Origin of the sequence: Candidatus Marifrigoribacter sp. Uisw_064 (assembly GCF_047730175.1) — a bacterium.
Lineage (GTDB): Bacteria > Bacteroidota > Bacteroidia > Flavobacteriales > Flavobacteriaceae > Marifrigoribacter.
Genome location: NZ_CP159833.1, coordinates 2,242,522 through 2,257,754, shown reverse-complemented (window position 1 = coordinate 2,257,754; position 15,233 = coordinate 2,242,522). Strand labels below are relative to the sequence as shown.

Below are 15,233 nucleotides of genomic sequence, written 5' to 3'. Positions count from 1 at the left end.
TATATAAAATTGCTTATTTTCTTTGCTGTTGTTTCAACACAAGCACAGCATACTATTACTATAAATTCTATATTAGATATAGAAAGCAATACACTAAACATTAGTCAAGAAATACAATTTAAAAATACTTCTAATGTTTCTTTGAATGAACTATATTTAAGTGATTGGGCAAATAGTTTTTCAAGTAAAACTACACCCTTAGGTAAACGATTTTCTGAAAACTATAGTAGTTCATTTCATTTTGAAAAAGATGAAGATCGTGGAAAAACTACCAATTTAAATATTACCAATACCAATCAAACTAATGTATCATGGGAACATGGCGACGAATTAGATATTGTCATTGTAACCTTAGATGAGCCATTATTACCTAATGAGACTTACCTATTAAACCTGAAGTATACGGTAAAACTTCCTGATGACAAGTTTACCAGATATGGAGCTTCCGAAAATAAAAACTACAAACTTAAATATTGGCATATAACTCCTGGGGTATTTGATGGGGAATGGCAAACATTTAGTAATAAAAATACGGAAGATTTATTTGTATCACCTTCAACGTATAAAATTACACTAACAACTCCTGAAAAATATTTTTTGATTTCCGATTTTGACTTGGTATCAGAAACTATTTCAGAAGGAAACAAAGAAACGGTATTAGAAGGTGACCAAAGAATGTCAGCAATCATTCACCTAACTCAACGAAATGATTTTGAAACTATTGAAACAGATAAATTTGATATCGTTACCAACCTAAAAGGTAAAAAAGTAACACCAACCATTAGCGCACTTTCAATTGATAGGATTGTTCATTTTTTAGATGAAAAATTGGGACCCTATCCATTCGATAAAATACTTATTACTAAAACGGCTTACAAAAAGAATCCTGTATACGGACTCAACCAATTACCAAACTTTATAAGCCCCTTCCCTGATGGTTTTGAGTACAACATGGAACAATTAAAAACCATTAGCCGTGCCTATATAGAAAACACGCTAGCGGTCAATCCGAGAGAAGAGCATTGGCTAATTGGTGCTTTACAGATTTATTTAATGATGGAGTACGTGGATCAATATTATCCAAAAATGAAAATCATTGGAAGTCTTAGTAAGCTATGGATTATAAAATGGTCTCATATTTCAAAAATAGAATTTAACGATCAATACCCACTACTCTATTTAAATATGGCTCGTAGTAATTTACAACAGTCATTAACAACCCCTAAAGATTCATTAGTTAAATTCAATAAAAACATTGCCAGTGATTATTATGGAGGCGATGGTCTGCAATATCTTTCAGATTATTTAGGAAAGGAAGTTGTAGATAAAACCATTAAAGAGTTTTATACAGAACAACACTTAAAACCTGTAAAGGCAGCAATTTTTCAACAATACTTAGAAAGAAATACCAACCTCCCAGTGAATTGGTTTTTTGAAAATTATTTAAACACCAGAAGTACAATAGATTTTAAAATAAAGAGCGTTGTAAAACGTGAGGATTCCTTAGAGATAACTATAAAAAATAAACGGAACCATCCATTACCTGTTTCATTATACGGTTTAAACAATGATAACATTGTCTTTAAAAAATGGACCCAACCTATCGATAGTTTAATAACCATTACAGTTCCTTCAGAAAACATCGATAAGCTTGCTTTAAATTATGAAACTATTATTCCAGAATTTAATCAGCGTAATAATTTCAAAAAGATTGACGGTCTTTTAAATAGGCCGATTCAATTTAGATTATTTCAAGATATAGAAGACCCAAAATACAATCAGTTATTTTTTATGCCCGTGTTTCAGTACAACTTATACGATGGTCTTAGCGTAGGTCTAAAACTTTATAACAAAACATTACTTAGGAAAGCATTACATTATAAGCTTGAACCTCAATATGGACTTACTTCAAAAACTTTAATAGGTAAAGGTTCCTTTTCATACCGACAACAATACGAAGATGGTAAATTAAACTCATTCCGATTTGGTGTTGCTGGTAGTTACTTCTCATACAATACCGATTTGTTTTATCAGCGCTTAAGTCCGTTCATGACCTTCTCTTTTAGAAACAAAGATTTAAGAGATAATGAAAAGCAATTTATCAATATTAGGAGTGTAAATGTTTCTAGAGATAAAGATATTAACGATCCAGACCAAGAACCAAATTATAGTGTTTTAAACCTGCAATATGTATATTCAAATCCTAATCTAATTAATTATTTTAGAGGGGTATTTGACACTCAAGTTTCATCAGATTTTAGTAAAATTTCTACCACTTTAGAGTACAGAAAGTTATTTCTAAATAACCGTCAGCTAAATGTTCGGTTTTTTGCAGGAGCTTTTTTACATAATAAAACTAGGCAAAATGGTGATTTTTTCAGCTTTGCTTTAGATAGACCTACTGATTATCTTTTCGATTACTCATACTATGGAAGAAGTGAGGAAGCTGGATTATTTAGTCAACAATTAATTGTAGCTGAAGGTGGATTTAAATCTCAGTTGGAACCTGCTTTTTCAAATAGTTGGATGGCAACTGTAAATGCGAGTACCAATATCTGGAATTGGATTTATGCTTATGGAGATGCTGGCTTGGTACACAATAAAAACCAACGAACAAAAGCTGTTTTTGACACAGGTGTTAGGCTAAGTCTAGTCGCTGATTATTTTGAAGTTTTCTTTCCTTTATATTCAAGTTTGGGTTGGGAACCAGGCTTACCAAATTACGACCAGAAAATTAGATTTATTGTAACCTTAGACCCTAAAACTTTATTAGGATTATTTACACGTGAATGGTATTAAAATAATATAAATGAACTTATTTAATAATTTAAGAATTGTCATTTTACTCTGCCTAACGTTAGGATTAGCTCCCTATTATCCTGAACCACATATCGTAGGGAAAATAAAATGGGTTATAGGAGGTGCTGCTGAAATGAAATTAATGGATGTATTGGATTTATTACTTCATGGCATCCCTTTTATTTTATTGATTCGCATTATTTATATTAAAGTAAACAAAACAGCTAGTAATAATTCAAAATAACCGTTCTTTCTTTGAATATTTCATAATTTTTTAGCGTTGTAAAACTTGTTGATTTTCCTTACTTTTGTAATAAGCAAAAAATCAAATTAAATGCAGTCAAACCCAGAAACAAATAGCAAATTATCTTTTGATGATTTTAAACAAGAAGTTCTTACTGATTACAAAATCGCTGTAACAAGTAGGGAATGTAGTTTGCTAGGGCGTCGTGAAGTGCTGACTGGAAAAGCTAAATTCGGAATTTTTGGTGATGGAAAAGAAATTCCTCAATTAGCATGGGCAAAATCATTTAAAAATGGAGATTGGCGTAGTGGTTACTATAGAGATCAAACATTTATGATGGCTATTGGTAAACTAACGATCGAACAGTTTTTTGCTGGTTTATATGCACATACCGATATTGAGAAAGATCCAATGAGTGCAGGTAGGCAAATGGGAGGACATTTTGCAACCCATAGTTTAAATGATGATGGTACATGGAAAGATCTTACGAAACAAAAAAATAGTAGCCCAGACATCTCTCCTACTGCTGGACAAATGCCACGGTTATTAGGCTTAGCGCAAGCATCAAAAGTATTTAGAAATGCAAAAGATTTGGCCAGCCATACCCACCTTTCAGATAAAGGAAACGAAGTTGCTTGGGGAACTATAGGAAACGCAAGTACTAGTGAAGGATTATTTTGGGAATCTATCAATGCTGCTGGGGTATTACAGATACCAATGGTGATGAGTGTTTGGGATGATGAATATGGTATTTCAGTACATGCAAGACACCAAACTACTAAAGAAAATATTTCAGAAATCTTAAAAGGGTTTCAACGTACCGAAGATGAAAAAGGATACGAGATTATTCGTGTTCATGGTTGGGATTATCCTAACCTAATAGAAGCATATCAAAAAGCATCTGCAATCGCTAGAGAAGAACATGTTCCTGTTTTAATTCATGTTAATGAATTAACACAACCTCAAGGACATTCTACTAGTGGATCTCACGAACGCTATAAAGACAAAGACCGTTTGGGTTGGGAAAGAGAATTCGATTGTAACGTAAAAATGCGTGAATGGGTTATTTCTAGTAATATTTCTACGGAAGAGGAATTAGTTGTTATAGAAAAAACGATTAAAAAAGAAGTTCGCGAAGGAAAAACTGCTGCTTGGAAAGCCTTTTTAGCTCCTCAAATTCAAGAACAACAAGAAGCATTACTATTAATCAATAATGCTGCTGAAAAAAGTGCAAACAAAGCTTTTATAAATAATATTACTGCTAAACTAGCTTCAGAAACTGAACCGTTACGAAGAGAAATAATTGGTACTGCAAGAAAAACGTTACGTTATTTGATTGGTGAACATACCGTTGAGAAAAAACAATTGCAAGATTGGATCGAAAACTATTTCGAAATCATTGAACCAAAATACAGTGCTCATTTGTATTCTGAAGCAAATGAGAATGCAAAAACAATTTCAGAAGTAAAACCAATATATAAAGATGATGCAGAAGCAGTTGATGGACGTGTAATATTAAGAGATAATTTTGATGCTATACTAGCTGAACACCCTGAAGTGTATATTTTTGGTGAAGATAGTGGTGCTATTGGAGATGTAAATCAAGGCTTAGAAGGATTACAAGATAAGTATGGAGAAGCACGTGTCGCTGATGCAGGAATTAGAGAAGCAACCATTTTAGGACAAGGAATTGGAATGTCAATGAGAGGCCTACGCCCTATTGCTGAAATCCAATACTTAGATTATATTTTGTATTGCCTGCAAATCATGAGTGACGATTTAGCAACCGTTCGTTACCGTACCAATGGAAAGCAAAAAGCTCCGCTAATTGTAAGAACTCGTGGTCATCGTTTAGAAGGTATTTGGCACAGTGGTTCACAAATGGGTGGATTGATTCACTTATTACGTGGAATGTATATTTTGGTTCCTAGAGACATGACCAAAGCTGCTGGATTTTATAACACACTTCTAAAAACAGATGAGCCTGCAATTATTATAGAATGTTTAAATGGCTACCGTCTAAAAGAAAAAATGCCTTCGAATCTTTCAGAAATTTGCACGCCAATTGGTGTGGTAGAAACTGTAAAAGAAGGAACAGACATTACCATAGTTTCCTACGGAAGTACTTTACGTATTGTTCAAGAAGTTGCAAAAGAACTGCAGCAAGTTAGTATTGATGTTGAAATTATCGATGCACAATCATTGTTACCCTTCGATTTAAACCACGACATTGTAAAAAGTGTAGCTAAGACCAATCGTTTATTAGTAATCGATGAGGATGTTCCTGGTGGCGCTTCTGCTTATATTTTAAATGAAATATTAGATAATCAGAATGCTTATCAATATTTGGATAGTAAGCCACAGGCATTAACTGCTAAACCTCATCGTCCAGCGTATGGAACGGATGGTGATTATTTTTCAAAACCTTCAGAAGAAGATATTTTCGAAAAAGTATATGAAATTATGCATGAAGCGGATCCAACTAGCTTTCCGAAATTGCGTTAATAAAACACCTTGATAAAGTGAATAACAATGTAATAAAAAAACCAATAGTCACTTTTAGGTTACCAAAGGAATAAGAATCTTATTATATTTTAAATCCTTCAATAGAAGGTGTTTTTGAAAGAGTGTATTAAGTTGCGTTAAAAAAATGTCAATAAATATTGTTTAGTTCAAAAAAATTTAGATATTTGGACCATAACAAAGAAATAAAACAAGTCATGTTTAGATTTACCTTTAATAATAATAATAATAATAATAACGGGATGCCTTAACAAAAACTTGTAGAGATATATCAGCCTGTCAAGTTTTTAAATTTGACAGGCTTTTTTTTGTTTTAAAAACAAAGGAGTTTTTAAAATTATTCCCACGAATTGGGAATCTTATAAATAAAATTAACTAATAATTAATAGTTCCCCGCTTTCGCGAGGACAATAAAAAAACTTTTATTATGTGCGGAATTGTATGTGCTTTCGAATTAAAACAATCTTCTGAAAAATTACGCCCTCAACTATTAACGATGGCAAAATCTATAAGACATCGCGGTCCAGATTGGAGCGGAATCTTTAGCAATCAAAAAGCGATCATGGCTCATGAACGTTTGGCTATTGTTGACCCTACTTCTGGGAAACAACCTTTATTTTCAGAAGATAAAAATTTAGTATTAGCTGCCAATGGTGAAATCTATAACCACCTTGAATTACGCAAACAACTTGAAGGAAGCTATACCTTTCAGACAAAATCAGATTGCGAAGTAATCTTAGCCCTTTATAAAGAAAAAGGAGTTTCTTTTTTGGATGAATTAAACGGAATATTCGGATTTGCATTATACAATGTAGAAAACGATTCCTACTTAATTGCGCGTGATCACATGGGAATCATTCCTTTATATATTGGTTGGGATCAAGACGGAACATTTTATGTCGCTTCGGAATTAAAAGCCTTAGAAGGTATTTGTTCTAAAATTGAATTATTTCCTCCAGGACATTATTTAGATAGCAAAGAAGGAAAATTAACACAATGGTATCAAAGAGATTGGATGGAATATGATGCCGTAAAAGAAAATAAAACTGATATTAAAAAATTAAGAACTGCTTTAGAAGAAGCGGTACACCGTCAATTAATGAGTGATGTGCCTTATGGAGTTCTTTTATCGGGTGGTTTGGATTCATCCATCACTTCTGCTATCGCAAAAAAATATGCAGAAAAACGAATTGAAAGCGATGATAAAGATGCTGCTTGGTATCCTCAACTCCACTCTTTTGCAACTGGTTTAGAAAGCTCTCCCGATTTAATAGCTGCCCGAAAAGTTGCGGAACATTTAGACACGGTGCATCATGAAATTAAATTTACCATCCAAGAAGGGATTGATGCCATTAGAGATGTAATTTATCATTTAGAGACTTATGACATTACAACAATTAGAGCTTCCACTCCTATGTATTTAATGGCAAGAGCAATTAAAGCCATGGGAATTAAAATGGTATTGTCTGGCGAAGGAGCCGATGAAATTTTTGGAGGATATTTATATTTTCACAAAGCGCCTTCTGCAAAAGATTTTCATGAAGAAACGGTACGTAAACTAGATAAATTACACATGTATGATTGTCTACGAGCAAACAAGTCGTTAGCTGCTTGGGGAATTGAAGGACGTGTCCCATTTTTAGATAAAGAATTTATGGACGTTGCTATGAGCATTAACCCAGATGACAAAATGATAAACGGAGAACGCATGGAAAAATGGGTTCTTCGTAAAGCTTTTGAAGATATGTTACCTGAAAGCGTGGCTTGGAGACAAAAAGAACAATTTAGTGATGGAGTTGGTTATAGTTGGATTGATACTTTAAAAGAAATGGTTGAAAAGGAAGTTAGTGACGAACAATTAGCAAATGCTAACTATAAATTTCCATTACAGACTCCAACCAGCAAAGAAGAGTTTTATTATAGAACCATTTTTACAGAACATTTCCCAAGTGATGCAGCAGCCTTATGTGTGCCTTCTGTTCCATCGGTGGCTTGTAGTAGCCCAGTTGCATTGGAATGGGATGAAAGCTTTAAAAACAGGAATGATCCTAGTGGTCGTGCTATTGCAAACGTACATGACGATGCTTATAAAAGCTGAAATATAAAATTTTATTATGTTTTATATAATAATAATAATAACGGTATTTATTGTAAATTTATAATCTATCCCCACTCCTATTTTGCATACAGCGAATGGTGTGGGGATTTTGTTTTTTTCTTGAGAGATAAGAACAAGCCAAAAGGAATCTTATCCCCGTAAAATTTACGGGATAAGAACAATAAAACTGATGATATAACACGTTACCCTGCAATTAAGAATGAAAGAAGAAAAATACATTATTGGAATTGTACTTGGATATGTGTTAAAAATAATGAAATCAAGTAAAAAAGAAACTAAATTCAATAGAGAGTTTGCAAGTATAAGGCACGGAAACTATCCTAAATTTATAAACTTAGTTAATGGTAATATTCCTGAAATGGTTCTATACAATCATGGAGAAATTGAAGTAAACCCAAAACCCAAGACTGAAAATATTGACTTTGTAGGCTTGTTTATGGCAGGGCCATCAATGAAATATTTTTATGAAAAATGTGTTTCCGAATATGGAGTTTTTATAGACAATGAAATTTCAAACGAATTATATTATCAAATTGGACTGTTTGAAATTACAATACGAATTCACGCAAATAATCATAAAAAAATTGAAGAGAATCATACATTTGAAAGAATAATTAACGACTTAAGACAGAGTCTAAGTTTGTCTGCAAATAAAATAGATACTCTACAAAAAGGGAGAAAACTATTGAATGTAATTAAACACGGAATGAAAAAGAACTACTCTTGGTCTGAGGGAATAACTGATTTTAAAAAAGCGCAAAATGTTATGAACGAAAGACAAATAGTATTAGAATATTAAAAAGCAGCTAACACCGTATATAATTTATTGCTGGCTTTTTGCACACTTACGAAAGTCCTCGCGGACTTTCTTGGTCGGTAATTATTTACTAAATTAGTTGCTTAAAACACGCAACAAACCATATACAACAACGCTACGGCAACCACTTTTTATCAAAGTTAGGCTTGCGCTTTTCTAAAAAGGCATCTCTTCCTTCTTTTGCTTCATCGGTCATATAAGCCAATCGAGTTGCCTCACCAGCAAATACTTGTTGTCCAACCATTCCATCATCAGTTAAGTTCATAGCAAACTTTAGCATCTTAATGGACGTTGGAGATTTCTCTAATATTTCTTGTGCCCATTCAAAGGCTGTATCTTCTAATTCAGCATGAGGGATTACCGCGTTTACCATTCCCATATCATACGCTTCCTGTGCACTGTAATTTCTTCCGAGGAAAAATATTTCACGGGCCTTCTTCTGCCCTACCATTTTTGCTAAATAAGCAGAACCATATCCACCGTCAAAACTAGTAACATCGGCATCAGTTTGTTTAAAAATTGCATGTTCCTTACTCGCTAAAGTTAAATCGCACACCACATGTAAACTATGTCCTCCTCCTACTGCCCAACCGGGAACCACACAAATAACTGCTTTTGGCATAAAACGTATCAATCGCTGCACATCTAAAATATTTAAACGATGATAGCCATCTTCACCAACATATCCTTTATCTCCTCTAGCCTTTTGATCACCGCCACTACAAAAACTATAGACTCCATCTTTAGAAGAAGGGCCTTCAGCAGAAAGCAATACCACACCTATACTCGTATCTTCTTGTGCATCATGAAAGGCAACTAATAATTCGGAAGTTGTTTTTGGCCGAAATGCATTCCGAACCTCTGGACGATTAAAAGCAATTCGTGCTACGCCATCACATTTTTTATAGGTGATATCTGTAAATTCTTTAGCAGTTTTCCAGTTAGGTAAATTCATCTTAAATATTTTAACGTAAATATAGAAAAGACTTAAGAGAAAACATCTTATTTTTGATGCTACATCATAAATTTTATACCATGCGTCAATTAATTTTATTCTTCGGAATCCTTCTTTCAAGTTTTTTAATTACTGCTCAAGAAGCATATCGATTTACAGATATAATCGATATCGAAGCTACGCCTGTAATTAGTCAAGGAAATACAGGAACCTGTTGGAGTTTTTCTACTTCTTCTTTTTTAGAATCTGAAATAATACGCTTAACAGGAAAAGAAATAGATCTTTCAGAAATGTATACGGTAAGAAATACCTACCCTAAGAAAGCTGAGAATTTTGTGATGCGTCAAGGGAAGGCACAATTTAGTGAAGGAGGATTAGCGCACGATGTTATTAATTCTGTGCGGGATTATGGTTTAGTGCCTAATGACGCTTTTAGTGGTTTATTTGCAGAACAGTCGAGACATAATCATGCTGAAATGGTCGCCGTTATTAAGTCGATGTTAGAAACCTATGTAGATAATCCTGGTAAAAAACTAAGTAAAAATTGGAAAAAAGCTGTTGACGCGGTTTTAAATATTTATTTGGGTGCCAATGTTAACACATTTACTTATGAAGGTAAAACATATACGCCTCTATCATTTCTTGAAATGACAAAAATTAATCCAGCTGAATATGTAAATATTACTTCCTTTACCCATGCAGATTATTATTCAAAATTTATATTAAACATTCCAGACAATTGGAGTTACGGGAGTTTTTATAATGTTCCTTTAGATGAAATGATGTCAACGTTAAATCATGCCTTAGAAAATGGATTCACTGTTGAGTTAGATTGTGATGTTAGTGAGCGTACTTTTTCTTCGAAAGATGGAGTTGCTATAATTCCTTCAAATTCAAAAAATAATAAAAAAGCATTACAGGGTATTTATCCTGAGATGAACATCACACAAGATTTTCGTCAAGATGAGTTTGAAAATTTTACGACCACAGATGATCATTTAATGCACATTACTGGAATGGTAAAAGATCAAAACGGAACCGTGTATTATAGAGTTAAAAATAGCTGGGGTACCAATCCAGAACGCACTAAAAATGGTGGATATGTATATTTTAGTGAATCGTACATGCGTTTAAAGACAATCAGTATAACGCTTCATAAAGAAGGTGTTGCAAAAAATACGGCACAAAATTTAAAACTTTAATTATTGGAATTATTTTTGATATAGATAAATAAAAAATCCAATGAAAAAATACCTTGTTTTACTTCTTCTTACGATTCCATTACTTTCGTGGGCGCAATTCGATTTCGAAACTCGGTATTTTACGATAGATGCAACTTCACTTCCTGAAGTAGATGTCCTTGAAACTTTTACGGAAGTAAACTCCACTTCTTTTCTAACAAAATTACCTGATTTCAAAATGAATAATGATACTTATAGGAAGGAAGTCAATATGGGAGAAGTTTTATATAATTCTGAAAGATTTGTCAATTCAAAGTATGAAGTTAAAGCGATTGAAACAAAAAACTTCGGATTCAGCACTTCTCAATATGCAGCAGATGCCTCTACCGCAGTAAAAAACATAGTGTATAAAACTTCTAGTGGTGATCCGTGCCCTCCTTTTGGAATTTGTGCTAGATGTGCGCCATTTCGAGTAGGCAGGTCTTATTAAATCAACTCTATTCCGTCTTCCTTAATTGTAATTTGCTTGTCCTTATATAAACTACCTATTGCCCTTTTAAAGCTTTTTTTACTCAGGCCTAATAAGTTTTTAATCGCATCCGGTGAAGATTTATCATGCAGCGCAATAAAACCACCTGCTGTTTTTAATTCATCTAAAATAAATTGTGCATTAGGCTCTATACTTTTATACCCTAGAGTCTGTAATACAACATCAATTTTATTGTCTTCTCTAATTTTTTTGATATATGCTTTCATTCGATCTCCAGTTCGAATGTCTTCAAAAATATCTTCAATATAAATTAATCCTTTATGAACCCCGTTAATAATAACGTTAGCTCCTTTTTCTGTAAGATGTGTTACTAATATATTTACCTCATCATATTGTTTTATGGTGAGGGTCTCATTTTGTAGAAATTGATTGGTTTTACTAGCTCCCGCTAAACGATTGGTTTGTTCATCTAAATATAAATAAACAATATACCAATTGTCTACTTTCATTGGGCGAGCTTGTTCCTTAAACGAAACAAATAAATGCTTCTCTAAACCCCATTCCATAAAGGCACCATGGTTTGATACTGCAGCACAACGTAAATACCCAAAACTATTCAATAAAACATGAGGTTCTAATGTAGTAGCAATAAGTCGCTCATCGTAATCTAAATAGATAAACACCTCTATTTCATCTCCTATTTCAAAAGATTCAGGCTTGTATTTATGAGGTAAAAGAACCACATCTTCAGCATTCATGTTTTCACCTAAATATAAACCTGGGTCTGTTTCTCTAAGAATAACTAAGGTTGTATGTTTTCCAATTTCCATCATTTTGCAAAGATACAATATAATGAAATGATTAATTTTATAAAAAGACTTACAATTTACCTCATTATAATCTTGGAAGGTCTAACCCTAAATTAGAAACCAAATTTTTAATACGTTTTTAATGACCTCCAAAATGCCTATGATTGGACTAACTCATATATATAATTATCCCCTTCCACTACAATTTTATTAATTTATGATTATTTACTATGCACGCATAGTAAATTTTTATATCTTTGCTACAAGAAAAATTATATGAAACGAGCAAACTAAGAATTTTCTCACCAAAAGGGATGATTAATAGCAAACAGCATGTGACCTTCAAAAAACAATAAATACAAACACATGAAAGAAAAAACGATAGATTATTTATTACGTACTGCTTGGTTGGGTGTTGCAAAAATGTACAATGAAGAAGCCGGTAAAAAAGAGAGTACTATGGCAACAGGATTTGCATTGATAAGCATTGAACCTGAAGGTGGAACTCCCTCTACTTCATTAGGACCTAAAATGGGTATAGAAGCTACAAGTCTTTCAAGAACGCTTAAAACCATGGAGGAAAAAGGGCTCATTACAAGAAAACCTAATCCTTTAGATGGTCGTGGAGTTTTAATTCATCTCACATCTTTCGGAATAGAAATGAGAGAATATTCAAAACAAGTTGTAATTCGATTTGATGAAGCCGTTAAAGAAACAATCAGTCAAGAAGAGTTAGACACGTTTAAAAAAGTTACGAATTCGATTTTAGAATTAATCAATTCAAAAAAAATATACATTTCAGATAAAATAAGTTAGAACATGTCTAAAAGAAGAATAAATAAAGTAGCCGTTATTGGTTCTGGGATTATGGGAAGTGGAATCGCTTGTCATTTTGCAAATATTGGTGTTGAAGTACTTTTACTCGATATTATCCCACGTGAATTAAATGATAAAGAAAATGCGAAAGGTCTTTCTCTTACCGATAAAGCTGTTAGAAATCGCATCGTAAATGATGCCTTAACTGCTTCGGTAAAGTCAAGACCCGCTCCTTTATACCATATCAATTTTAAAAATAGAATCACCACTGGAAACCTTGAAGATGATATTTCAAAGGTGGCTGATGTTGATTGGATCATTGAAGTTGTGGTAGAGCGATTAGACATTAAAAAGCAAGTCTTTGAAAACCTTGAAAAACATAGAACGCCAGGAACGCTAATTACAAGTAATACTTCTGGAATTCCTATCAAGTTTATGAACGAAGGCCGAAGTGAAGATTTTCAGAAACATTTCTGCGGAACTCACTTTTTCAATCCTCCACGTTATTTAAAATTATTCGAAATTATTCCTGGACCTAATACTTCATCTGAAGTGTTAGAGTTTTTCAACAGTTATGGGGAACAATTTCTGGGAAAAACGACCGTCATTGCTAAAGATACTCCTGCATTTATAGGAAATAGAATTGGGATCTATGGAATTCAAAGCCTTTTTCATTTAGTAAAAGAAATGGGATTAAGCATTGAAGAAGTAGATAAATTAACAGGTCCTGTAATTGGTCGTCCAAAATCTGCAACCTTTAGAACTGTTGATGTGGTTGGCTTAGATACGTTGGTTCATGTAGCTAAAGGGATTTATGATAATTGCCCTGATGATGAAGAGCACGAAGTCTTTAAACTGCCTGAATTTGTGAATACCTTAATGGAAAACAAATGGCTAGGAAGTAAAACAGGACAAGGGTTTTACAAAAAAGTAAAAGGAGAAGGTGGTAAAAGTCAGATCTTAGGATTGGATCTTGAAACCTTAGAATATCGCAAAGGCAAAAGAGCCTCCTTCCCTACTTTAGAGTTAACTAAATCGATAGATAATGTAATCGATCGTTTTAAAGTTTTAGTAAGCGGAAAAGACAAAGCAGGTGAATTCTATCGCAAGAGCTTTGCTCTAATGTTTACCTATGCTTCTAAACGGATTCCAGAAATATCTGATGAATTATACAAAATAGATGATGCCATGAAGGCTGGATTTGGTTGGGAAAATGGTCCCTTCGAGATTTGGGATGCTATTGGTGTTGAAAAAGGAATTGAGCTTATTAAAGCGATGGGTAAAGAACCAGCTGCTTGGGTAAATGAAATGTTAGCGGCTGGAATTACTTCATTCTATACTGTAAAAGACGGAGCTACTTATTATTATGATATTCCTCAAAAGAAACATAGTAAAGTTCCTGGACAAGATGCTTTTATTATCCTTAATAATATTCGTAAGTCTAGTGAAGTATTTAAAAATAGCGGATGTGTAGTTGAAGATTTAGGCGACGGGATTTTAAATCTTGAATTCCAAAGTAAAATGAATACCATTGGTGGTGATGTGTTAGCAGGTCTTAATAAAGCAATTGATATTGCTGAAAAAGATTTTGACGGACTCGTAGTCGGAAATCAAGGTGCTAATTTTTCTGTCGGAGCCAATATTGGAATGATCTTCATGATGGCTGTTGAGCAAGAATATGATGAATTGAACATGGCTATTAAATATTTCCAAGATAGTGTTATGAGGCTTCGTTATTCTTCGATCCCAACAGTAGTTGCCCCACAAGCAATGACACTTGGTGGTGGATGCGAAATGACATTGCATGCAGACCGAGTAGTTGCTGCAGCAGAGAGTTATATCGGTTTGGTTGAATTTGGTGTTGGAGTTATTCCTGGTGGTGGTGGTTCTAAAGAAATGGCTTTAAGAGCTAGTGATTTGTTCCATAAAAATGATGTTGAGTTAAATGTACTTCAAGAGTATTTCTTAACCATTGGTATGGCTAAGGTTTCAACTTCAGCTTATGAAGCTTTTGATTTAGGCATCCTTAAAAAAGGAAAAGATATCGTTGTAGTGAATAAAGATCGTCAGATTGCAACTGCAAAATCGGTTGCACGATCTATGGCTGATTTAGGATATACACAACCTGTTAGAAGAAAAGATGTAAAGGTACTCGGAAAACAAGCCTTAGGTATGTTTTTAGTTGGGACTGATTCTATGGAAGCTGCTAATTTTATTAGTGAGCATGACCGTAAAATTGCCGATAAGCTTGCTTATGTAATGGCGGGTGGAGATTTATCTGAACCAACCTTAGTAACAGAACAATACTTATTAGACATTGAAAGAGAAGCGTTTTTAAGTCTTTGTACGGAACGAAAAACTTTAGAACGAATTGAGCACATGTTAAAAACAGGGAAACCGCTTAGAAATTAGATTATAGACTGCTAGAAACTAGAGTATAGACAGTAAAAGTTTAATGATAAAACAAGATTAATAATAAG

11 protein-coding genes are annotated in these 15,233 nt (G+C 33.5%); 9 read left to right on the top strand and 2 right to left on the bottom strand.

Features of this window, described 5'->3' with window-relative positions; all coding sequences use genetic code 11:
- Nucleotides 1-9: 9 nt before the first annotated feature.
- From ABXT64_RS10210 to ABXT64_RS10190, 5 genes are all read left to right on the top strand, one after another.
- A complete protein-coding gene (locus ABXT64_RS10210) occupies nucleotides 10-2,799 on the top strand; it encodes a metalloprotease (protein ID WP_443632827.1) in 2,790 nt (929 codons plus the stop codon).
- A 10-nt stretch (nucleotides 2,800-2,809) separates the two neighbouring features.
- Nucleotides 2,810-3,043, top strand: coding sequence for a hypothetical protein (locus tag ABXT64_RS10205; protein ID WP_443632826.1), 234 nt, complete (start codon nucleotides 2,810-2,812; stop codon nucleotides 3,041-3,043).
- A 90-nt stretch (nucleotides 3,044-3,133) separates the two neighbouring features.
- The gene (locus ABXT64_RS10200; RefSeq protein ID WP_443632825.1) at nucleotides 3,134-5,548 is read left to right on the top strand and encodes an alpha-ketoacid dehydrogenase subunit alpha/beta; all 2,415 of its coding nucleotides are present in this window, start codon (nucleotides 3,134-3,136) and stop codon (nucleotides 5,546-5,548) included.
- Nucleotides 5,549-5,993: 445 nt separating this feature from the next.
- Nucleotides 5,994-7,664 (top strand): asparagine synthase B, encoded by a 1,671-nt coding sequence (gene asnB, locus ABXT64_RS10195; protein WP_443632824.1) that lies wholly within the window; start codon nucleotides 5,994-5,996, stop codon nucleotides 7,662-7,664.
- Between the two features lie 220 nt (nucleotides 7,665-7,884).
- Nucleotides 7,885-8,484: a hypothetical protein gene (locus ABXT64_RS10190; RefSeq protein WP_443632823.1), complete on the top strand. Its 600-nt coding sequence runs from the start codon at nucleotides 7,885-7,887 to the stop codon at nucleotides 8,482-8,484.
- 133 nt (nucleotides 8,485-8,617) lie between these two features.
- On the opposite strand, the gene ABXT64_RS10185 is transcribed toward ABXT64_RS10190, so the two are convergent.
- Nucleotides 8,618-9,457, bottom strand: coding sequence for a 1,4-dihydroxy-2-naphthoyl-CoA synthase (locus ABXT64_RS10185; protein ID WP_443632822.1), 840 nt, complete (start codon nucleotides 9,455-9,457; stop codon nucleotides 8,618-8,620).
- A gap of 80 nt (nucleotides 9,458-9,537) precedes the next feature.
- Between ABXT64_RS10185 and ABXT64_RS10180 the strand changes: the two genes are divergently transcribed.
- Together ABXT64_RS10180 and ABXT64_RS10175 are read left to right on the top strand one after the other, a co-directional pair.
- A complete protein-coding gene (locus ABXT64_RS10180; protein WP_443632821.1) occupies nucleotides 9,538-10,659 on the top strand; it encodes a C1 family peptidase in 1,122 nt (373 codons plus the stop codon).
- A gap of 40 nt (nucleotides 10,660-10,699) precedes the next feature.
- A complete protein-coding gene (locus ABXT64_RS10175) occupies nucleotides 10,700-11,128 on the top strand; it encodes a hypothetical protein (protein ID WP_443632820.1) in 429 nt (142 codons plus the stop codon).
- Here the strand turns inward: ABXT64_RS10175 and ABXT64_RS10170 are convergent.
- Nucleotides 11,125-11,961 carry a CvfB family protein gene (locus ABXT64_RS10170; RefSeq protein WP_443632819.1) on the bottom strand — a complete coding sequence of 279 codons (837 nt, stop codon included), beginning with the start codon at nucleotides 11,959-11,961 and terminating at the stop codon, nucleotides 11,125-11,127. The genes ABXT64_RS10175 and ABXT64_RS10170 overlap by 4 nt on opposite strands.
- A gap of 342 nt (nucleotides 11,962-12,303) precedes the next feature.
- Between ABXT64_RS10170 and ABXT64_RS10165 the strand changes: the two genes are divergently transcribed.
- Nucleotides 12,304-12,753 carry a MarR family winged helix-turn-helix transcriptional regulator gene (locus ABXT64_RS10165; protein WP_443632818.1) on the top strand — a complete coding sequence of 150 codons (450 nt, stop codon included), beginning with the start codon at nucleotides 12,304-12,306 and terminating at the stop codon, nucleotides 12,751-12,753.
- Nucleotides 12,754-12,756: 3 nt separating this feature from the next.
- Nucleotides 12,757-15,165 (top strand): 3-hydroxyacyl-CoA dehydrogenase NAD-binding domain-containing protein, encoded by a 2,409-nt coding sequence (locus ABXT64_RS10160; protein ID WP_443632817.1) that lies wholly within the window; start codon nucleotides 12,757-12,759, stop codon nucleotides 15,163-15,165.
- Nucleotides 15,166-15,233: the final 68 nt, after the last annotated feature.

Coding starts and splice junctions, on each gene's coding strand:
- ABXT64_RS10200 (WP_443632825.1), top strand. CDS start 3,134: ATGCAGTCAAACCCAGAAACAAATAGCAAATTATCTTTTGATGATTTT.
- ABXT64_RS10185 (WP_443632822.1), bottom strand. CDS start 9,457: ATGAATTTACCTAACTGGAAAACTGCTAAAGAATTTACAGATATCACC.
- asnB (WP_443632824.1), top strand. CDS start 5,994: ATGTGCGGAATTGTATGTGCTTTCGAATTAAAACAATCTTCTGAAAAA.
- ABXT64_RS10175 (WP_443632820.1), top strand. CDS start 10,700: ATGAAAAAATACCTTGTTTTACTTCTTCTTACGATTCCATTACTTTCG.
- ABXT64_RS10205 (WP_443632826.1), top strand. CDS start 2,810: ATGAACTTATTTAATAATTTAAGAATTGTCATTTTACTCTGCCTAACG.
- ABXT64_RS10190 (WP_443632823.1), top strand. CDS start 7,885: ATGAAAGAAGAAAAATACATTATTGGAATTGTACTTGGATATGTGTTA.
- ABXT64_RS10160 (WP_443632817.1), top strand. CDS start 12,757: ATGTCTAAAAGAAGAATAAATAAAGTAGCCGTTATTGGTTCTGGGATT.
- ABXT64_RS10180 (WP_443632821.1), top strand. CDS start 9,538: ATGCGTCAATTAATTTTATTCTTCGGAATCCTTCTTTCAAGTTTTTTA.
- ABXT64_RS10165 (WP_443632818.1), top strand. CDS start 12,304: ATGAAAGAAAAAACGATAGATTATTTATTACGTACTGCTTGGTTGGGT.
- ABXT64_RS10170 (WP_443632819.1), bottom strand. CDS start 11,961: ATGATGGAAATTGGAAAACATACAACCTTAGTTATTCTTAGAGAAACA.